The organism is Arcicella rosea (genome assembly GCF_014204325.1).
Lineage (GTDB): Bacteria > Bacteroidota > Bacteroidia > Cytophagales > Spirosomataceae > Arcicella > Arcicella rosea_A.
Genome location: NZ_JACHKT010000022.1, coordinates 19284 through 41221 on the forward strand (window position 1 = coordinate 19284; position 21938 = coordinate 41221).

The window sequence follows — 21938 nt, forward strand, 5'->3', positions numbered from 1 at the left end:
ATGAAATATAAACATGTTTTGTATCCGCCAACCCAAAAACAGCAAATCATACTTCAGGTAATGATTGCTATTGGCTTTTGTACGATGTTTTTTTTTCTATTTTTTTTTCTAAATAAGTTAGTAATTGTAAATGCTTTTCTATTTTGGCTTTTACTTATATCATTTTTATTTACTTGTTTGAAAGTTACTTACGAATGGTATCATTACTTATTTATTACTGTTAAGCCAGTGCCTCCGATAACCCAAAACTATACAGTAGATATTTTTACGACTTTTTGTGCAGGAGAACCTTACGAAATGATTGTAGAAACCCTAAATGCTTTACAAAAAATTACTTACCCGCACACCACTTATCTATGTGACGAAGCGGATGATGCTTATTTAAAAAAGGTTTGTGCCGAACTTGGGGTTCGGCATGTAACAAGAACGGATAAAAAAGATGCCAAAGCGGGTAATATCAACAATGCTTTAGCACAATCTACAGGTGAACTTTGTGTGGTGCTTGACCCAGACCACGTTCCGTCTCCAAGCTTTTTAAACCCAATTGTAGGTCATTTTGATAATCCTGAAATTGGGTTTGTTCAGGTAGTTCAGGCATATTCCAATCAAACTGAAAGTACAGTAGCAGAAGGTGCCGCTCAGCAGACATACCATTTCTACGGCCCAATGATGATGACAATGAACAGATATGGAACAGTACCTGCTATTGGAGCAAATTGTACTTTTAGAAGAACAGCTTTAGAGTCAATTGGTGGGCATGCTTCAGGGCTTGCCGAAGATATGCACACGGCTATGAGGTTACATGCACAAGGTTGGAAATCTGTGTTTGAGCCGTCAACGCTAACAAGAGGGCTTGTTCCAGCTACTTTGTCTGCTTATTATAAACAACAATTGAAGTGGTCGAGAGGAGTTTTTGAACTATTGGTGACAAGTTATGTAGAACTTTTTACTAAATTTAGTTGGCGACAAAAGCTTCATTATGGCATTGTGCCTTTGTATTATCTTTCAGGGTTAATCTTTGCTATCAATTTACTTTTGCCAATTTTATCTCTTTTTATGCAGACTTTTCCTGTCAAAATTGATTTTTTGGTTTTTGCTCAAGACTCTACTCCTTTTGTTTTATCGATAATACTTATTAGGCATTATGTCCAGAGGTGGGTTATAGATGATACCGAAAGAGGTTTTCACGTAGTAGGAGGCCTCTTATTAATTGGTAGTTGGTGGGTATTTAATCTTGGGTTGATTTATACGATTATCCGCAAAGAAGTACCTTACATCCCTACCGAAAAAAGCATTAAAGAAGGAAGTAATATCAAGATAAATTTGCCTAATATCATTATTTTATTGCTATCAATATCAGCTATTTTTTATGGTTTATCTCATGATTTGAATCCATTTACCATTATTATGGCTTGCTTTGCGGGTTTGAATGTACTGTTTCTTACTTTCACCTTGGTTATTAGCGAAGAACATAGATTGAAATCATTAATCAATCAATATTATTTGCTAAGAGTTTTATATGAAGTGATTTTCAAGTTTAGGTTGAAATTCTGGTTTTTGAGAAGAAGGATATATCATAATTTAAGAAACATCGCTCTTGTCCTTTTAGTCTCTTTCATTAGTTTTAATGTATTTATCAATGAGACACCTTTGGTAAATAATGAAGAAAATCAAGTAATACCAACAAAAAAAAGGAGTGCTTTTCTAACAGGAATATTCGCTCCAGAACAAACAGATGGATTAAGTTCTCTAAAGCTTGTCAGAAAATACCAATCTACTTATCAGTCACATTTTGATATTATTTCATTTTATATTTCTTGGGGTAATCAAGAAAAAAACTTTCTACCGTTTCAAAAGATTGATTCTGTTTTTCATAATAATTCTATTCCAATGATTACTTGGGAGCCTTGGCAAATTCATTTTGAAAAGATGAAAAATCTTCAAAATGGATTGAAAGAAAAGAAGGTTTTTGAAAATATCAGCAATGGCAAATTTGATGTTTACATTGAACAATTTGCCTTACAATTAAAAGCATTGAATCGTCCAGTATTTTTAAGGTTTGCTCATGAAGCAGATAACCCTTTTTACCCATGGTCAGTGAAAGGTAAAAACACGCCTGAGGAATTTAAAAATGCTTGGCGTTATCTTTTTATGAAGTTTAAAAAGATGGGCGTTTACAATGTTATTTGGGTATGGAGTCCTTGGAAAGCAACGGCTGTTGATGATTATTTCCCAGGAAAAGAGTTTGTCGATTGGATAGGTGTAACAGGGCTGAATTATGAACAATTCAATCCTCAGAATCAAAGTTATTCATTTGAGGAAATCTATCAGCCATTTCATAAAAAGGCAATTTTTAGATTGGGTATTCCTGTAATGATTGCCGAAATGGGTTCATTAAGGAAAACGGGAGAAAAACAAGAAATATGGGTAAAGACGGCTATTAATAAAATAAAAAGCAAATATCCTGAAGTGAGGGCGTATATCCTTTTTAATTCAAGTTTGGATAAAAATATGCCAGATGGTAGTATTGGGTTATTGGATTGGAAATTGGAAAATATGCCTAAAATCAAAGCTGGATTGCCCAAACAAAAATACACGCCTTTGATTCAGAGAAATATGATTACTGCGACAGATATTGTTTCCACAGATAGCAGTAAAATGTTTTTGGGAACAAAGGGCGTAAATTATTTGAAAGGAAAAAATTGGTTTAAAAATATAAACCCACTTACAAAAAAAGTCATTGTGAGCGATTTCGCTGCGATGAAATTGGTTGGTGTAAATACCGTTAAAATCTCTGGCCCTAATATTTACGACCGAAGTATGCTGGATGTGGCTAAGAATTCAGGCTTGAATATACATTATAGTTTTTGGATTCCTGAAGCATTACGGTTTATCAAAAATGAACGAGAACTCAATAATGTTTCCATGAATATCCTTGAAACGATTAAGACTTATAAGGATGAACCTCAAATTGTTTCATGGAATATCAGTAATAATACTTTACAAGAACTAGAATGTAATTATTACAAGCCCGAGTTACTTTATCAACAACAAGCATATTTTAGGTGGTTGAGAAATTTGATACAAGAAATCAAAAAGATAGACCCCAAAAGAATAGTCTCTGTTGATGTTGCCGTAACGAGTAATATTGCCGAAACTGTTAATATGATTAAAAGTCAAGTACCAGAGATTGATTGTTTTGGATTGATTTTATCTGACAAAGCAGATTTCAGGAAACACATCAGTAAAATATCTTTACCTTATTTTTTCAGCCATGCAAATGTAAAAGCATACCTCAAACTTTCAGAGTATAAGGTTGGTGTCATTATTGAAAATTGGCAAGATCAACAAAGTGCACATGGCACTACTTTTAATGGTTTGAAAGATGAAAAAGGTAGGAATAAAGCATCATTATTTCAATTGAGCAAATTGTGGCATGGGAAAATTAAAAAGAATGATTTACCTCCTGTGAAAATCTTACGACCAGCACTCACTACGATTACTGATGCCGATTTACCTTACTATGCACTTGTGTATAAAAATGAGCATTGGCATTTAGCCGAATACTTTAAGACAGGAATGAGTTTTGAATGGTATTTAGTGAAAACGGATGCCAATGGAGTTGCAATTTCTCAACAATCATTAGGAAATGGAGCTTATGTAAATGTAAAAATACCTGATAATGTATCTCGTTATCGACTGTACCTGATAGCTTCACAAGGAGAAAATATTAGGACGAGTCAATCAATTCTGAATATACCGCTTTAATTTTTTGCTGTGATGAATCCAAAATTGAAATATAGTTTATTAATCATTTTTGCAGTTTTTGCCTTAGCGATGTTAAAGCTGACAAAGCCTTTTATTCAATCATTTTTTGTAGATGAGTTTACAGATAGATTTTATGAACCTCTACTTGGTGTTTATGACAAAACGGACAATCATAAAAAACTAAATTTTGATAAGATTCAGCACGTTACAATTATTTGGAAAAATACAGGGGTTTGGTTTTATGAATCTGCCTTAGAAAAAACATTAAATACTGGTAATGATGTTTTTTTGACGATTGAGACTTGGTCTAAAAACGGTGTTTTTTCGGAAAGTGATGGCAATGTTATCGCTCAAACTATTGCAGGCGATTTTGACGAAAAAGTAGTAGCATTAGGCAACATCTTATCAAAATATCATCAACAAATTTTTATCCGTTGGAATCCAGCGATGGAAGTGCCAGAATATCGCTATCCTTGGCAATTTCAATCACCTATTTTATATATACAAGCTTTCAATAAGTTTGCTTTGCAGTTGAAAAAGATAGCTCCTAAGGTGAAAATCGTTTGGGGACCATCAGGTTATGCTGGTGATACAGAATATTGGCCTGGGGAAAAGTATGTTGATTTTGTAAGTATTACTTTGTCAGAAAATCAAGTAATGACTGATACTTCGTCTATTCATGCAGAAATAATAAAACAACTCAAGCAAAAACTACATCAAATGAGATTTATTAATAAGCCAATTGTAATACTTGGAGCTGTTAATAAAATGAAAACTTTATTTCATCAAGGATGGATTAATGAATCTGTTTTAGAGGTAGAAAGATTTAAAAACACTATTTATTCATCACAAAATTTTGTGTCAGAAACAATTACAAAACCGACAAGAGATAAGATGATTCTTGGTGTATATGACCCATTAGGGAAATTACTTCATCAGCCTAATGTTCAAGTAGAGCATATTTTTACCGATTGGGGTGAAATTCAAAAAGGAGAATTTACAAGAAAATTTAATGAAGTAATTCAGCGAAAACATGATGTAATTCTTACAGTTGAGCCGTGGAAAGGCACGACAAAAGTAGTAGATAAAGAAGTACTTCAAAATGTTTTGAAAGGTCGTTATGACCGAGAGATAAGTTTGTTGTATCACATTATTACAAAAACGAATCATACCGTTTATTTACGTTGGGCTCATGAGATGGAAATACCGATTCATCGTTATACTTGGCAAAGCCAAGACCCTGTTGTGTATATCAATGCTTATCGTTATTTTATGCTTTTTAATAAAAATCAAGCGACGAATATTCGTAGAGTTTGGGGGCCAGCAGGAGATAGAGGCTCAATAGATTGGTGGCCCGGCAATGATGTTGTTGATTTTATCAGTATTGCTATTTATGGATTACCTGATAAGAATATTACAGACTACAATAAGCAAGAGCTTTTTAGTGATATTTTTAGCCGAAAATTTTACAGAATGCGTTTTGCAGAAAAACCAATTTTTATTACAGAATTTGGTGTAAAAGGCCCAAAAGAGTATCAAAACAAGTGGATGAAAAATGCTGCAGAAACACTCAAAAATAATAAAAATGTATTTGGTGTAAGCTATTTCAATCAGCACGATACACCAGATGCTTGGGGGAAAATTAAAGCACCAGATTGGAGTATCAGCGAAAGCACATTCCAGCAGTTTAGTAAGGCTTTGGAGTAAAAATGATTTTATAAAAGTCCGTTTTGCTTAATACTTGAACAGGTTGGGATATTTATTGGGGTAACTCATGGCATGACTTCTAATTAATTGGCAGCTATATTAAAACTAGAAAAGTTATGCCATGAGTAATTTTGCTGGCAAGGAGGGAAAGGGATTTTCTATTCCGTCAGAGAAATCTTGCGAAGTAAAAAAGAAAACTTGTAACCCATGAAAAACAAAGAGGTGTCTCACATATCGTGAAACACCTCTTTTGTATATATCTGTCAAGAAAAATTATTTTCTTTCAGTAATATCAACATAAGCACGCTCAGTAGCACCAACATAAACTTGACGTGGGCGACCGATAGGCTCTTTGTTAGCTTTCATTTCTTTCCATTGTGCAATCCAACCCGGCAAACGACCAATTGCAAACATTACTGTAAACATATCAGTTGGAATTCCCAAAGCACGGTAAATGATACCTGAGTAGAAGTCAACGTTTGGATATAATTTACGAGCTACGAAGTACGGGTCACTCAAAGCAGCCGCTTCTAATTCAGCAGCGATTTTCAATACTGGGTCATTGATACCCAAAGCTGCTAATACATCGTCAGCCGCTTTTTTGATAATTCTTGCTCTTGGGTCGAAGTTTTTGTAAACACGGTGACCGAAGCCCATTAAACGGAAACCAGAATTTTTATCTTTCGCCATTGCAATGTACTTAGAAGTATCACCGCCATCAGCTTTAATAGCTTCTAGCATTTCAATAACTTCTTGGTTTGCCCCACCGTGAAGTGGTCCTGAAAGTGCATTGATACCTGCTGAAATTGACGCATAAAGACTTGCATGAGAAGAACCAACTAAACGAACTGTTGAAGTAGAACAGTTTTGTTCGTGGTCTGCATGAAGAATCAATAACTTATTTAAAGCTGCTGAAACCACAGGATTAACGTGATAAGGAGCAACTGGTAAAGCAAACATCATGTTCAAGAAGTTTGAGCAATAATCCAAAGAGTTATTTGGATAATTTACTGGATGTCCTTGTGATTTTTTATATGACCAAGTAGCCATTGAAGGCATTTTTGCCATTAAACGAATGATATTCAATTCATCAGCACCAGCTTTATCTCCTGTATAGAAAGCAGACATCGCACAAACCATTGCAGAAAGTACACCCATTGGATGTGCATTCACAGGGAAGCCTTCAAAAATTTTACGCATATCCTCGTTAACGATGGTGTGCATTTTGATTTCGTGCTCAAATGCTGCGTATTGTTCAGTAGTAGGAAGCTCACCGTAAATTAATAAATAAGCAACTTCCAAGAAAGTAGCTTTTTCAGCTAATTCTTCAATTGAATAACCTCTATAACGAAGAATTCCTAATTCACCGTCCAAAAACGTAATAGCACTTTTAGTAGCTCCAGTGTTTTTATAACCAGAATCAATGGTGATATGACCTGTTTCATCACGGAGTTTGGCAATATCAATTGCTTTTTCATCTTCACTTCCTGTTATTACAGGAAATTGATACTTTTTGTCACCTAACGAGAGTTCTGCAAATTCTGACATAACCTATATTTTATTGGGCTTTATCTTGAAAAAATATGTTTTTATTTTGTTGATACGAAATTAAATGAAAAATCCTCTTTCTAATGTTTAAGGTGGATTTTCTTTGCAAAATTTAGATAGTTGTTGAAAAAATTCTATTTTTAAACAAGAACCTTATATTCCGTAATAATCTCGGTGCAAGTTAATCACGAAATTTTAAACCTTTGTTACCTTTGTGAATAAATTACCTGTTTTATTAAACAAGATTTAATCATTGTAATAAATGCTAAAGAACTATAAAAACACTTCGACAGAACGCTTCTTGAAATATGTTCAAATCGATACACAGTCAGATTCAAATTCCACTTCACAACCATCAACCTTAAAGCAGAAGGATTTAAGTAAGCTTTTAGTTCAAGAACTTATCGAAATGGGAATTCAAGATGCCCACTTAGACGAATTCGGTTATGTATATGCGACCATTCCGAGTAATACCGAAAAGCCTGTTCCTGTCATTTGCTTCTGCTCGCACGTTGATACTTCTCCCGACTGTTCGGGCGAAGGCGTTAAACCAATTATTCATCAAAATTATCAAGGAAAAGATATTGTTTTACCTGATGATAATTCACAAATTATTCGACTTGCCGACCATCCTGATTTAGCACATCAATTAGGTAACGATATTATAACGGCAAGTGGTACTACTTTGTTGGGTGCCGATAATAAAGCTGGTGTTGCTGAAATTATTGATGCGGCCTATCATTTAGTCAATAATCCCGAAATAAATCACGGAACAGTAAAAATACTCTTCACGCCTGATGAAGAAATAGGCAGAGGAACAGTAGCGGTAGATTTAGAAAAATTAGGAGCAGATTTTGGTTATACGATTGATGGTGAAACTTTGGGTTCATTAGAAGATGAAACTTTTTCGGCAGATGGCGTAAAAATTTCGATTCAAGGAGTAAGTCAGCACCCCGGTTTTGCAAAAGGTAAAATGGAAAGTGCTTTGAAAATTGCAGCAGAAATTGTGGCAAATCTTCCGAAAGAAACACTTTCGCCAGAAACAACCGAAGGCAAAGAAGGGTTTATTCATCCAGTCGGAATTTCGGGAATGGTAGAAAATGCAACGGTCGAATTTATTGTTCGTGATTTTTCGGTAGAAAAATTACACGAACACGAAGCTGTTTTGAAAGAAATAATGGATAAAATATTGATAAATTATCCAAATTCTATTGCTATTTTTGAAGTGTTTGAGCAGTACCGCAATATGAAAGAAGTATTGGATAAAACGCCACAAGTAACTGCTTATGCTTTTGAGGCAATCGAAAGAAGCGGTATAAAGGCTAAACAAATGAGTATCAGAGGAGGAACAGATGGTTCGAGGCTGTCATTTATGGGTTTGCCCTGTCCGAATATCTTTGCAGGTGAACACGCATTTCATGGAAAACACGAATGGGTTTCTGTACAAGACATGGAAAAAGCTACCGAAACGATTATACATTTGTGCGAAATTTGGGAAGAAAAAACGCAATAATAATTACCGATAAATCAAATGATTAAGATTAAAAACGAAGCTGAATACGAAAAAGCCTCGGAACGAGCAGACAAACTTTACAATGCCAAAAAAGGCTCGTCGGATTACAACGAATTACAAGCATTATTAAAAGCCCTAAAAGCTTATGAAGATGATTTTGTAAAGATGTTGAAAGACGAGTATTGAGGCGATGTAAAAAACGGCTATTTTCTGTGATGAGAATAGCCGTTGTTTGTGTTACAGATTATCTATGAATGATTTTACTTGGTTGTGGAAATTTCTAAAGCTTTCCGAACGACTTTCAAGATAAGCTATGTCAAAAGTATTTGTCAAATCTTTAACAATTGGGATAGAAACTTTATTGGACGCTTTGATATTTCCATACACTGCAAGTTTTGCCTCTTTATTAGGCTTTGACTCTAAATCTTCATTTTTAGTGGATAAGGGATTTTCAAGGTTAATCTTTAAATACCAAAGCCAATGTTCAATACATTGTACAGGTATCATTAACATTGTTTTATTGATAAAATCATGCTGTAATTGGCTTTTCATTGTGGTGATTTTATCTTTAAATTCATTCGATGTGAAAGTATCTAAATCTCTACAAACGACAAAAAAGTCTTGTTGATAATCCACAAAGCCTTCTTGTACTGCTTGTGGAAAAATGTTATCAACTTCTGTTTTATTTCTTCCACGATATTTGTAGGTGAAAACTTCGTCGAATTCAAAAAGCATTTTTTCTGAATTTCCTGAATAGATTAATAATTGCTCAAGATAGTTGTGCAAGAAAATTCGATGAGCTTCGTCCTCACCAAAATAGCCATATTTCAGTATAGTTATATTCATTTTGGTACGCCTCCAATAAATCCAGTTACCCAGTGTGAACCTAAAGACTCAGTGAATTTTATTCTGGGCAAACCCAGCGATTCCATTTTAATATTTGAAGGTTCTATAATATCTTTTAGTAGATTTTTTACTTGAGTAGCTCCTTCTTCATCTTTATCAAAAACAATTACAGATTCAGGAATATCTTCAAATTCATCCAATACTCTTTCGCTATGAGTAGTCATAATTACTTGAATATCCTTTTCTTCCACTAATTGAAAAATAAAATCAATTACTTCTCGAATTCTTCGTGGATGAATCCCTTTTTCTGGTTCTTCCAGTAATAATAATTTTGGGGGATTGGGTTGATGGATAATACAAAGAAGGGCGAGAAAGTATAAAACGCCTTCTGATACTTCGTCTGCCCAGTAATCATTATCATCTTTGTCAAAAAACTTTAACCTTAACTTATTCCCTTCTGCTGGTGTACCGATTGAAACTAAATCTCCAACACATTTACCCAAATTATCTTCTAAGGTTTTAAATAGTTTTTTATGATTTTGACCTAGGTTAAATAGGAAAGGAACTAAATTTGAACAATCTGGTAATAACGAATCAGCAGTATCTAAAGATGCTGGTTTTGTGAAAGTGTTCGGGTCTGGTTTGTAAATAATAGATGTAAATTTTAAGTCCTTTAGATTAGGAATATGTGTTTTTGAATAGCTGGATGAGCCAGTAAATTGTGTATCCATTTTTTCTGACAACCAAATGTCTTTGTCAGGTGTCTTTTGGGATGTATTATAAAAATTAATATATGGAGTATTAATGTTAACACCGAGATAGTCAGACTTGTCGGCAATAATATGAATATAAATTATACTTTTACTTTTGAACTCTAATCTTGAACGAACTTGATTATTCATGGATTCAAAATCATAGTTCATAGATTCCAACCCCTTCAAAAAATTACTCTTCCCTGAATTGTTTGGACCAATCAGGAGGTTTACTTTTTGGAGTTCGAGCGTTACATCTTTAAGGCTCTTGAAGTTCTGTATTCTTACTTTTCGTAACATCTTCTTTTCATTTATTTACACAATATTAACCATCTTTTCAATCTTCGTGAAACAGAACCAATAGATTTTGGTATTTTTGAGGAAATCTTGTCTTTTTAGGCATATACTCTTCGTTACAATTAGATGAAAAAACTATTTCTTCTCGATGCAATGGCATTGATTTATCGAGCACACTTTGCTTTCCAGAAAACTCCTCGTATTACTTCTAAGGGTTTGAATACCAGTGCGGTATTTGGCTTTACGAATACTTTGTTGGAGGTGCTTACTAAAGAAAAACCTACGCATCTTGGCGTGGCTTTTGATACGCCAACTCCCACGTTTAGACATATTCAGTTTGAGGCTTATAAAGCTCAGCGTCAAGCTCAACCAGAAGATATTACGATTGCCATTCCATATATCAAGCGTCTTTGTACTGCGATGAATATTCCGATGTTAATCATGGAGGGTTACGAGGCGGATGACGTTATTGGTACTATCGCCAAACGTGCTGCTCGTGAACATGATGACATGGAAATTTTTATGATGACTCCCGATAAAGATTATGGTCAGCTCGTGGAGGAACGAATTTTTATGTACAAGCCTGCTTTTATGGGCAAAGGCGTTGAGATTTTGGGTGTGAAAGAAATCTGTGAGCGTTGGGGAATCCAAGATGTGTCGCAAGTAATTGATACTTTGGGCTTGATGGGTGATGCTTCTGATAATATTCCAGGAATTCCGGGGATAGGCGAGAAGACTGCCCAAAAACTAATTCAAGAGTATGGTTCTTTAGAAAATCTGATTGCCAACGTTGATAAACTAAAAGGCAAGCAGCAAGAAAATGTCAGAAATTTTGCTCAACAAGGTTTATTGTCGAAAGAATTAGCAACAATTCACTGTGAAGTGCCTGTTACTTTCGATGAGGAAGATTTAAAAGTTTGTGAAGTAAATAAAGAATTACTTTCTCCGCTTTTGGATGAATTAGAATTTAGAACTTTACGTAGAAGATTATTAGGAGAAGAAGCCGTTGTAGAACAGCCTACTGCCACTCCTGAAGCTAAAAAAGCGACTGCGGCTGGCAAAGCAAAAGCGTCTTCGGGTCAGTTTGATTTGTTCGGAAGTATTGTAGAAGAAAAGAAATTAGAGCTTTTTGATGAAACAGATACGCCTTCTGAAAGTAATCCAAAAGCTACGATTGATACTACCGTTCACCAATATCATTTGATTGATACGCCAGAATTGCGTCAGTCTTTGATTCATTTCTTGAGTTTGCAAGATGAAATTTGTTTCGATACGGAAACGACCAACGTTGATGCCGTAGAAGCCGATTTGGTTGGTTTATCTTTTGCGTACCGTGCTGGCGAAGCTTATTATGTGCCAACTCCTGCCAACCGTGAAGAAACACAAGCGATTGTGGATGAATTTAAGCCGATTTTTGCCAATGAAAAAATTGAGAAAATCGCTCAAAATATCAAGTATGATTTAATGGTACTTGCCCAATATGGCGTAGAAGTAAAAGGCAAAACGTATGATACGATGTTGGCACATTATATCATTGAGCCAGAAAAACGTCATGGAATGGATATTTTGGCGGAGGATTTCTTGCATTATACTCCTGTGTCGATTGATGAATTAATCGGTAAAAAAGGAGCGAAGCAAGGCAATATGCGTGATGTGGAATTTGAAAAAATCAAAGAGTACGCCGCCGAAGATGCCGACATTACTTTACAATTGAAAGGTAAATTACATCCAATTTTAGCCCAAAATCCAAGTGCGGTGAAATTGTTGGAAGAAGTAGAAATGCCTTTGACACAAGTACTTTCTGATATTGAAATGGAAGGCGTAAGGCTGGATATTGATTTCTTGAAAGATATGTCGAAAACTTTGGAAAAAGATATGTTGGAAGTACAAACCAAAGTGTTTGAATTGGCTGGACAAGAATTTAACATTGGTTCGCCAAAGCAATTGGGAGAAATTTTATTCGATAAATTGAAACTTGACCCTAAAGCTAAAAAGACAAAGACGGGGCAATATATGACGGGAGAAGAAGTATTGTCTAAATTAGAATCTGAACATGAAATTGCTCGTAAAATTCTGGATTTTAGAGAATTACAAAAACTTAAATCAACTTATGTAGATGCTTTGCCTTTGATGATTTCGCCAAGAACGGGTAGAGTGCATACTTCTTTCAATCAGGCAGTTACGGCTACTGGTCGTTTGTCGAGTACCAATCCTAACTTACAAAATATTCCGATTCGTACTGCTCGTGGACGAGAAATTAGAAAGGCTTTTATTCCTAAAAATGATGATTTCTTGATTCTTTCAGCCGATTATTCGCAAATAGAATTGCGTATCATGGCGGCTGTTGCCAAAGACGAATCTATGATTGAAGCCTTTAATCAAGGAAGAGATATTCACGCTACTACTGCCGCAAAAGTATTCAATGTCAGTTTGGATGAAGTGACTTCTGATATGCGTAGAAAAGCTAAAACGGTCAATTTTGGTATTATTTATGGTGTTTCGGCTTTTGGTTTGGCACAGCAAATTGCTATTTCAAGAACGGAAGCAAAAGAAATTATTGACAGTTATTGGCGAGAATTTCCAGCGATTAAACGCTATATGGATACGGCTGTAATTGAAGCTCGTGACAAAGGTTATGTAGAAACTATTTTGGGAAGAAGACGTTACTTGCGTGACATCAATTCAAACAATATGGTAGAACGTGGTTTTGCCGAACGTAACGCTGTAAACGCCCCGATTCAAGGTTCGGCTGCCGATATGATTAAGGTGGCGATGATTAAAGTAAATGATTTTATCAAGCAAGAAAAACTACAATCTCGTATCATTCTTACCGTGCATGACGAATTAGTTTTTGATGTACATAAATCAGAATTAGCATTGATGAAAACCAAAGTAAACGAACTAATGGTAAATGCCATTCCTTTCCCCGTAAAAATGGAAACAGGCATGGGCGTTGGTTTAAATTGGTTAGAAGCACATTGATTTTGAGTGATGAGTTTGGAATGCGGAGTTTGGAATGATGAGTTTTGAATGCGGAGTGAGGAATATAGTTTTGTCAAATTTTTAAATTTGACAAAACTATTCAACTATACTACAAGTTTTTATTAGCGGATTTGGGAGTGAAGATTTTCCCAACTACTATCAATTGGTCTTCACCCTATTAGCCTCTGTTTCTGAACCAGTTTTACGATTACGACTTGCTTTCAAGATGTCATTTCCAAATGAATAGGTGAATCCTAAACGTACGTTTCTTGATGATTCTCTGTGAAAATAACGGAGGTCTATATCTTGGTATTTAATTGTTCCTGTGTTCTTTTCAGTATATAAAATATCATTTACTGAGAGTGATATTCTACCTTTTCCACTCAAAACTTTTTGTTGTAAACCTATGGATAGACTTCCCAGTGGGTTTAAAGTAAGGAATTCTTGTTGAGATTTAGTCATATAAAATCCATTGATTTCTGCACTCAATGTTTTTGTGATTTTTGCATTTACATTGATATATGCCAACCAATTTACTCTTCCTTGATTGAAATTTCCACCTAAATAATTAGCATCATATAGATTATAAATCAACTGGTTACCACCAAATCCAGAGATTCTTTTTCCAATATTGATAGGGAAATTTAATTCCACAAAATAATTTTTATAAGTAGCTAAGTTCTCCGCCGTTGTAAATGTTCTTTTTGTTACATTATCTTGTTGAGGAGCATTTTCGATAATTACATCGTTTGTTTTGTTATATCCAAACGCAAAAAATGGTTGTCCATCGAATGTTATCTGGAATTTCAATTCGTTGGTTAATTGTGGCTTCAATAATGGGTTACCTCTGGTAAAAGTTAAAGAATCTAACTGAAATTCAAAAGGGTTTTGTTGCTGATAACTCGGTCTATCTATTCTTCGAGTAAAAGACGTAGTAATGCCTAAATTCTTACCAATTTTACGGGTTAAAAATACACTTGGGAACAACTGCCAATAATTTCTATCCAACACATTTTTATTTTCAATTTTGCTAAATCCCTCAGCCACCGTTTGTTCTGCTCGTAAGCCCGTTTGTAATTCCCAATTATTACCAAAACTTGTGTTGAATGTACCGTAGAGGGCATTAATGTTCTCTTTATAATTAAAAACATTACTTCGTTTTGTATCCAATACTGTTTCACGGTAGAAATTCAAATCATTATCAATGGTGGCAAAACTACTTTTTCCACCTACTTCCAATTTCGTTTTACTTGAAAAAGGATGAGTATAATCCAGTTTAAAGGTTGTGAAAACTACAGGATTATCAACACTTTGGCTTTGGTTTCGTTGTTGATTTCCATCAATAATCGTAATAATATTCTGATTTTTTAGTCGGTAAGTAACATAGTCAATATCAACGTTTAGGTCTTTACCTGTTGTATCGAATGAATGTTTCCAGTTGATATTATACCCAATATTCGTGCGTTTGGTGGGTTGGCTATTCATGGTTCTAAAACTATTAATCACGTTTCCACTTTCAACATCTGTAACTTTGGTGTTCGCATCACTCAAATTTTCCCCATCACGGGCAAAGCCAGTAATTAAAAAACCAAAAGTGTTTTTCTTATCAGCATAAAAATCCATTCCAGCCCTTGTGTTATGTACCTGAACAGTCAGCGGAGAAAATTGGGTATTATCAAAGTTTTGAGTACCAATGATTCTACCAATCCTTGTGAGTTCAAAAAGGTTTCTATTGGCATAGCTATAACTTCCAAAAATATTAACTTTTCCTTTGCGATGGTTGATAGAAAATGTAGGTGAGATAGCATTAAACATATCATTCGAGCTTCTGCCAACCTCGGTATTGTTAAAAACCGAGCCTCTAAGATTTAAACCGATTGAGCCATTTGTTCCTAAATTGGCATTGCGTTTCATTACAATATTGATAATTGCTCCACCCGCAGCATCATAACGAGCCGATGGGTTTTTGATAACCTCAATTTTATCAATATTAGTGCTTGGCAAGTCCTTCAATACTTCGTTCATATCAGTATATTGTGAAGGTTTACCATCAATCATGATCATCACCGAAGCCTTGCCTGCAATAGTAATTCGGTCTTGAGCGATAATCAATCCAGGCACTTTTCTTAGCACTTCCATAGCGGTTGCACCTGCGGCTGTTGGGCTACTTGCTACATTCACAACGAGTTTGTCGGCACGTTGTTCTAAGAAAGGTTTTTGGGCAGTTACTGTCACTTCATTTAATGCTGTAGAAGCAACAATTAATTGAATATCTGGTATTTGTATGGATTCAGATATTACTTCAAAAGGTTTAGAGAAGGTTCTTTTGTAGCCTACCATCGAAGTAGCAATTAAATACTTCCCTGATTTTATGGCTTCAAAAGTATATAAGCCCTCTAAGTTTGTAATGTCAGCTTTTACCATAGAGGAGTCTTTGGCATTCAATAAAGCAGCGGTTGCGAATTCGGCAGGCTTTTGTTTTTCGTCTAAAACTTTTCCAGAAATTTTACTTTGAGCCTGTACTTGAGCAAAAATTGTAACGGTTAAGAGAATGGTAATAATAAATTTCATATTTGTTTGATGTTTTATGTATGATGTTATGATGCAAAATATAGGCGAATGGATGCACGATGTACAAAATATATTTTCTCAATAAGCTGTGGATTTAATTTTGTCAACCGCACATAACAAATCGCTATCAAGGCTGTCGTATTTCTATTACTTTTGAAAAATCAATTAGACTATTCTTGAAAACTATGGACAAACTATTCAATCTTTACCTTACTGTACGACGTAATCAATACCTTTCGTTTTTTGTAATTTGGATGAGGTATTTAATTGGCTTCGCCTTTGTACCTTCTGGTTTAACGAAATTAATGGGCAATCGTTTTACCTCTATTCCTACCTCAAATCCTATCGGATTTTTCTTTGAAGCCCTTTATCAAACAGGTATTTATTGGCAGTTTTTGGGCTTGATGCAAGTAATGGCGGCATTTTTGCTGATGACGCAACGCTTTGCTACCATCGGAAATCTTATTTTCTTGGGTATTATTACCAATATCTTTCTGATTACTTTTTCCTTACAATTTCAAGGGACAGTTTATATCACTTTTCTATTATTTGTTGCTTCTTTGGGCTTGTTGCTATGGGATTTTCCCAAATGGAAAAGTCTTTTCTTTCCTGATAATTTCAAAATGGAAGTAACGATAGAGGAGTTACCAACCTACAATACTTGGTGGATTTACACAGGAGTCATTTTCTTTACAGAATCACTTATTTGTAGTTTTGGAGGAGGCATTTTTAAGAGTGCAAGCTCTGTTGTAGGCGTATTGATTTTAATCGTTGTAACGGCTATACTCTCTTTGCTTTTGTTTAGGAAGTATCATAAAACTTCTTAAAATACTTTCTTCTGTTTATGAAATAACATTTAAGCCTTCATAGCTGGGGAAAAAATCATCTGTAGAAAGTATGGGGATATTTTCAAGTAATGCTTGTGAAATAATCAGTAAATCAAAAGGGTCACCATGTGGTTTTGATTTTGAAATATAAACTTTGGGAACATTTGGTATATTATAATAAAACTCTTCTTTTGAAGGTATAAGCTTTATTTTTAAATTTTTCCTTTGTTCATTAATTACATTCATATTTATTGCTGAAAAGTTAGCTTTATCTAACCTTACCTTTATAGCAATTTCATATAAGGACGCTTCTGATAAAAAAAACGTATTATTTGAATCCTTCAAAATTGATTGCTGTTTCTTACTTAGTTTTTCATTCTGACTCAGCATCAAAATAATAAATATGTTTGTATCCAGCAGGTAATTCATTTTTTTTTGTCTTTTTTCGGTAGTTCATAAGGAGCTAAAATATTGATTAAACCGCTCCATCCTTCTGGAACAGTTGATTCATTAGCAAGTTCCCATAAGCTTTTTTTCTTCTTTGGTACTTTATGAGTCTTTTGCTCTGTTTGTGGTTTTGTAGCTTTCATTTTCTTGAAATTTATATTCAATAAAATTACAAAATAAAATGGATTTAGTGTTGCTATAATGTCTTTGATTTTATTTAAGAAGTATCATAAAACCTTTTGATAGCTTTCTGAAAATCTATCTATTCAAATTCAGAATATTATTTTGTTTTAAATTCACAATTGAATAAAAAACCAAAGGAATCCTATCTCCGAGATAGGATTTTCCATCTTTTTGATAAGTTGACCTATCTCCGAGATAGCTTGTCCTATCTCTGAGATAGGTGTTCCCTTCTTTTTGATAAGTCGTCTTGTTTTCGAGATAGGTTTTCCTGTCTTTTAGATGGGTTGTCTTGTCTCTGAGATAGGTTTTCCTTTGTTTTTGATAGCTTGTTCTATCTCAGCCATTGGTTTGCTCTTAGCGGATTCATTGTATCAACTCAAAAAACTATTTTAGTGTCTCTTTTTCGTAGTCATAAAACAAATTTGCCTCTTTGAAATTCTCTTTTTTATATCTGCTCAAAAAGTCTTTTCCTAAAAATGTACTGGCTATTTTGTTTAAGGGAATAATGAAAAGTTCGGCAGGGTCAGAGGCTACTCCGCCTACGCCAATGATGATAAATACCTTTTGGTTTTTATCGCTTTCGTATTTTTTATAATTCTCTAATTGACGTTCTGTGCAGCATTCTACGCCATTTTTATAGTATTCGCTTCTGTATTTACATTCTACGCCAAAACTTTTATCGACATCTTTCCACTGAAATCGCATGGTGAAGTCTGGGTTTGAATTACTTTCTGGATATACTCCATTGACGAATTTATCGCTCGTCCAATCGGTTACTTTAAAGTATTTTTTTGAAAATTTCTGCACAACAAATTTCTCAAAGTCATCACCTTTTTCTTTGTCGGTGGGTGCTTTGGGGCTTTCTTTTTCAAGGGGTTCAACATTTATTTTTTCTGGTTGAGCTGCTACGGGTGTATTTTCTTTTTTGTTAAGTACTACAACGCCAATGATGATGGACGCAAGCCCAATGATAATCAGTGCGATTCCTAATGTCATATTATTTTTCATGGTTTAATGTATGATTGTTTTATTCTACGCCTACCAAATCAATTTCTTTCATCAGTCGGTCGGTTTCGTTGAGTGCTACGATGATTTTTTGGTAATGTAAAATGTCTTCAAAATTTAGTGTTCTGTCTTTACGGTCTTTGAGCCACTTTTGGGCTGGTTGGTAGCCACCAATATAAAACTCCCAAGCAATTTTTGGTACTTTATCAAAATACTGACTTTCGTTGATATATACTCTTACAAAATGCTCTTCTGTGGCTTTGGCGACTATTTTACCTACTTTATCATCACCTGCTATCGGATATTCTGTAATATATTCTTCTACGACGGAGCTTTCTAATAAATGTATTTGACGGATTTGTCCACCCAGATTTACTAATTTTTGGAATGTTGGTAAATCTCTTGGATAGGGTACTCTCGGGAAGTCTATTTTCAAAAATTCTTTATACTTCTCTCGATAGTTGGGGCTATGCAATACGGCATAAATATAATCTAAGACATCAATAGGAGCAAAGGAGTTTTGAGTGTTGAATGAGGAGTGATGAGTTTTTTCTGCTTCAAATGCTATTCCTAAACCATCCACCATTTGTTGAATAATTGTTGGATTCAGATTTGGTGTTCTGGCTGTATTTGCTCCAAAATTTAATTGACCTGTTTGGTCTGGATATAAGTAAAGTGGGAAAACATTAGCTCTCTCTTTTGTCTGGATAGAAATTGAATTTCCATCAGAAATATTTTTAGTAACAAATATATGTTGGAAATCAAATGTACTCTGTTGTTTACAAACAATTAGGGAAATATTATTTTTTTCAAATAAGTTATTCATAACTTCTCCCCTTGGATATGCCATAAAACCTTTAGACTTTCCTGTAAAATATGTATCTCTTAAATCAAAAGGTCTATAAAATATTTTACAATAATTGCCTCCTAATTTAGTATCTGTTTTGGCTGTTTCAATTTGCCAGTCTCTTCCATCTTTATCTATTTTGTATTTCCTTCTAATATCATCACTTTGAATATTTTTGAAATCCATAACAATTTCTTTAATCTTTGATTTATCAAATTGTATAGTTACGGAATCTCTTTGAGTTTCAATACCAACAGAATAAATATTAAATAATTCTGAAAGAATTACTCCCTTGTTGTAGCCTTCAAATTCATCAAAATTCTTGGGGACAAAAAATAAATTTGGTAAGGTATATTCTAAATTCGTCCATTCTATTGTTTTAAATGAACTTTGATGTAAAAACTGATATTTATAGTCTCTTTTTCCTCTTAATTCATGATAAAATACTTTACCTAATTCTTTTTCTTTTTTCTTCCCTGTTTTTACAAAAATATTGATACTTACGCCCTGCATAATGTCAAATACATTTTGGTCGGCAGAACCGTCTAAAGCCACTTCTTTTTTCTTAGCGTTTCCGTGTAAATCAAGGATATAAACAGTATCAAAACTTTCTAATAAATGCTTTCTCATTTGGCGATGAGTAATCCCATCAATAAAGCTATTGTTAGAAATATAAGCCAAAATACCTTCTCCGTTTTTGTCAATAAAATGTTGCCCAAAACGGATAAACTTAATATAATCATCATCTAAATTTATTTTTCTTTCATTCAATTCTTTTTTATAGTCTGCAATAAGATTTAGAATCCATTCATTTTTATTGGTACTACTTACTGCATAAGGTGGATTGCCAATGACACACATCACAGGCGTATCACGTTTGATATGGTTGGCTTCGTTGGCTTCTGAACTGAGCCAATTGGCAAAAAGTGTACCTGTATCGGGATGATGTTCTTCTAAACTATTGGTGAGGAATATCCTCAAACGCTCAGTACTAATTCCACCTCTGGGGGTTAGGGGGCTTTTATAGCCTGTTTCAGTCAGGAGTAAATCCAACTGTAAATGAGCCATCGCATAAGAAGCCATCAATAATTCAAAGCCATTCAAGCGAGGAATTAGGTGTTCGCTCACATATTTACTCCAAAGTCCCGTTTGTCCTTTAAACTTTTTGTGGATGTGTTTTACTACTTCTGCCAAAAAAGTACCAGTACCCGTAGCAGGGTCGAGAATCTGTACTTTATGTACTTCCTGTTCAATCTCTTTATACTTTTTGGTTTTATTATCAAAGGTTTGGGTCTGTACTTTTATGCTTGTTTTAGAAGTATCAGCCAATCCTTGTGGTAAATTAAATTCCGTTTTCAGGATTTCATCTACGGCTCTCACGATAAAATTCACCACAGGTTTAGGCGTGTACCAAACCCCACGAGCTTTGCGGAGTGCTGGGTCGTATTCACTCAAGAAATTTTCGTAAAAGTGAATGATAGGGTCTTCCATGCCCGTAGTTTTGCCATAGTCTTTCAAGAGTTCGGCAACATTACAAGCCAAGAAAATTTCTACCAAATCATCCACAATCCAAAGAATACGGTCGTCGAGGTCGGGGCCAGCAATGTATCCAAATAATTTACGGAGAAAAGGATTTGTTTTGGGGATTAACTCTGCGGCTTCTTGTCGGCTAAAAGTAGGCAAAGTGGGGTCGTGCAAACGAGCGGCAAACAAACCATAAGTAATGGTTTGGGCATAAATATCTGCAAAGCCTTCGGGCGTAATATCGTGAATCAAAATATCCTTAAAAGCCTTCATTTGGTCTTTTAAAGTACTATCGGACGGCGTTCCGTTTTCATTATGCGTTTCATCAGAAGTTAAAGCCCTTTCGATGATATTTGAGAGTAATCGAGCTTTACCAGCCATCATTTCAGAGAGTTTTTTAGAACTCTTGATAGACTGCCCAATATTGGTACAGAAGGATTTTATTAAATCGGTAAACTCATCAAAGTTTTCTGGGAGTGCTTCAATTGTATTATTCTGTACTTTCCCGATGGCAATTTTCTTTACAAATTGTCCATCACGATAAAGGTGAAAAGCCAGATAATCGGTAAAAATAATATTATTAAGTGATTTATAACGGTCGAATTGTTCTTTGTTTCCCGACAGTTTTTGTCCGTCTAAGTCCTTATCGCCAATATCTTTTGCTTCGATATAGCCGAGTGTAATGCCTTTGTTATTGGTAAGAATATAGTCGGGCGAGCCACATTGTTGTCGAGTAGGCTCATTGGTAGCCATTACAGTAGGCATAAGGCTTACAATAAGGTTTTCTAAATTTCCTCGGAAAGTATGTTCGGTGGTGTTTCCTACTTTGAATTTTCTATGAATATTTTCGATGTATTGCTGTATAGTCATTGGTGGATTTTGAGATAAAATGCTGACTTGCAATTTCGCTAAAAAATTATAAAAATGAAAAGAAGATTTTGGATGTAATGGTTGGATGGGGTATCCGCTTAGGGTATTTTTCAATGGGCTATGCCCATTGTTGATAGATTATGCCCTTTCAGGGCTTTGGGGTTTATTACTTCTTCTGCTGCTTCAATGGGTGATACCCATTGTTGGTAGATTCTGCCCTTTCTGGGCTTTTTGATTTATCTTTCAATGGT

At 34.7% G+C, this 21938-nt stretch carries 14 protein-coding genes; 6 read left to right on the top strand and 8 right to left on the bottom strand.

What is annotated here, in order from left to right:
* Together HNP25_RS14490 and HNP25_RS14495 are read left to right on the top strand one after the other, a co-directional pair.
* On the top strand, positions 1–3768 hold the full coding sequence (locus HNP25_RS14490) for a glycosyltransferase (protein WP_184135229.1): 3768 nt from the start codon (positions 1–3) through the stop codon (positions 3766–3768).
* Between the two features lie 12 nt (positions 3769–3780).
* Positions 3781–5475, top strand: a complete 1695-nt coding sequence (locus tag HNP25_RS14495; protein WP_184135231.1) for a glycoside hydrolase family 26 protein — start codon at positions 3781–3783, stop codon at positions 5473–5475.
* A gap of 273 nt (positions 5476–5748) precedes the next feature.
* Here HNP25_RS14495 and HNP25_RS14500 read toward each other — a convergent pair whose 3' ends face one another.
* Positions 5749–7023: a citrate synthase gene (locus tag HNP25_RS14500; RefSeq protein ID WP_184135233.1), complete on the bottom strand. Its 1275-nt coding sequence runs from the start codon at positions 7021–7023 to the stop codon at positions 5749–5751.
* Between the two features lie 262 nt (positions 7024–7285).
* On the opposite strand from HNP25_RS14500, the gene pepT reads away from it, so the two are divergent.
* Together pepT and HNP25_RS14510 are read left to right on the top strand one after the other, a co-directional pair.
* Positions 7286–8536 carry a peptidase T gene (gene pepT / locus HNP25_RS14505; RefSeq protein ID WP_184135234.1) on the top strand — a complete coding sequence of 417 codons (1251 nt, stop codon included), beginning with the start codon at positions 7286–7288 and terminating at the stop codon, positions 8534–8536.
* An 18-nt stretch (positions 8537–8554) separates the two neighbouring features.
* Positions 8555–8722 carry a hypothetical protein gene (locus tag HNP25_RS14510; protein WP_184135319.1) on the top strand — a complete coding sequence of 56 codons (168 nt, stop codon included), beginning with the start codon at positions 8555–8557 and terminating at the stop codon, positions 8720–8722.
* A 51-nt stretch (positions 8723–8773) separates the two neighbouring features.
* Here the strand turns inward: HNP25_RS14510 and HNP25_RS14515 are convergent, their stop codons facing one another.
* Complete coding sequence (locus tag HNP25_RS14515; RefSeq protein WP_184135236.1) at positions 8774–9382, bottom strand: hypothetical protein; 609 nt, start codon at positions 9380–9382, stop codon at positions 8774–8776.
* Positions 9379–10434: an AAA family ATPase gene (locus tag HNP25_RS14520; RefSeq protein ID WP_184135238.1), complete on the bottom strand. Its 1056-nt coding sequence runs from the start codon at positions 10432–10434 to the stop codon at positions 9379–9381. The genes HNP25_RS14515 and HNP25_RS14520 overlap by 4 nt, the downstream gene beginning before the upstream one ends.
* Before the next feature lie 123 nt (positions 10435–10557).
* Here HNP25_RS14520 and polA point away from each other — a divergent pair, with 123 nt between their 5' ends.
* Positions 10558–13413 carry a DNA polymerase I gene (gene polA, locus HNP25_RS14525; protein WP_184135239.1) on the top strand — a complete coding sequence of 952 codons (2856 nt, stop codon included), beginning with the start codon at positions 10558–10560 and terminating at the stop codon, positions 13411–13413.
* 159 nt (positions 13414–13572) lie between these two features.
* On the opposite strand, the gene HNP25_RS14530 is transcribed toward polA, so the two are convergent.
* Positions 13573–15984, bottom strand: a complete 2412-nt coding sequence (locus HNP25_RS14530; RefSeq protein WP_184135241.1) for a TonB-dependent receptor — start codon at positions 15982–15984, stop codon at positions 13573–13575.
* 185 nt (positions 15985–16169) lie between these two features.
* On the opposite strand from HNP25_RS14530, the gene HNP25_RS14535 reads away from it, so the two are divergent.
* Positions 16170–16811 carry a DoxX family protein gene (locus tag HNP25_RS14535; protein ID WP_184135242.1) on the top strand — a complete coding sequence of 214 codons (642 nt, stop codon included), beginning with the start codon at positions 16170–16172 and terminating at the stop codon, positions 16809–16811.
* A gap of 15 nt (positions 16812–16826) precedes the next feature.
* Here HNP25_RS14535 and HNP25_RS14540 read toward each other — a convergent pair whose 3' ends face one another.
* From HNP25_RS14540 to HNP25_RS14555, 4 genes are all read right to left on the bottom strand, one after another.
* Positions 16827–17240 carry a type II toxin-antitoxin system VapC family toxin gene (locus HNP25_RS14540; protein WP_184135244.1) on the bottom strand — a complete coding sequence of 138 codons (414 nt, stop codon included), beginning with the start codon at positions 17238–17240 and terminating at the stop codon, positions 16827–16829.
* Positions 17237–17401: a hypothetical protein gene (locus HNP25_RS14545; RefSeq protein ID WP_184135245.1), complete on the bottom strand. Its 165-nt coding sequence runs from the start codon at positions 17399–17401 to the stop codon at positions 17237–17239. The genes HNP25_RS14540 and HNP25_RS14545 overlap by 4 nt, the downstream gene beginning before the upstream one ends.
* A gap of 424 nt (positions 17402–17825) precedes the next feature.
* The gene (locus HNP25_RS14550; RefSeq protein ID WP_184135247.1) at positions 17826–18449 is read right to left on the bottom strand and encodes a hypothetical protein; all 624 of its coding nucleotides are present in this window, start codon (positions 18447–18449) and stop codon (positions 17826–17828) included.
* Positions 18450–18468: 19 nt separating this feature from the next.
* Positions 18469–21687 carry a type ISP restriction/modification enzyme gene (locus tag HNP25_RS14555; RefSeq protein ID WP_184135248.1) on the bottom strand — a complete coding sequence of 1073 codons (3219 nt, stop codon included), beginning with the start codon at positions 21685–21687 and terminating at the stop codon, positions 18469–18471.
* Between the last annotated feature and the right edge of the window lie 251 nt (positions 21688–21938).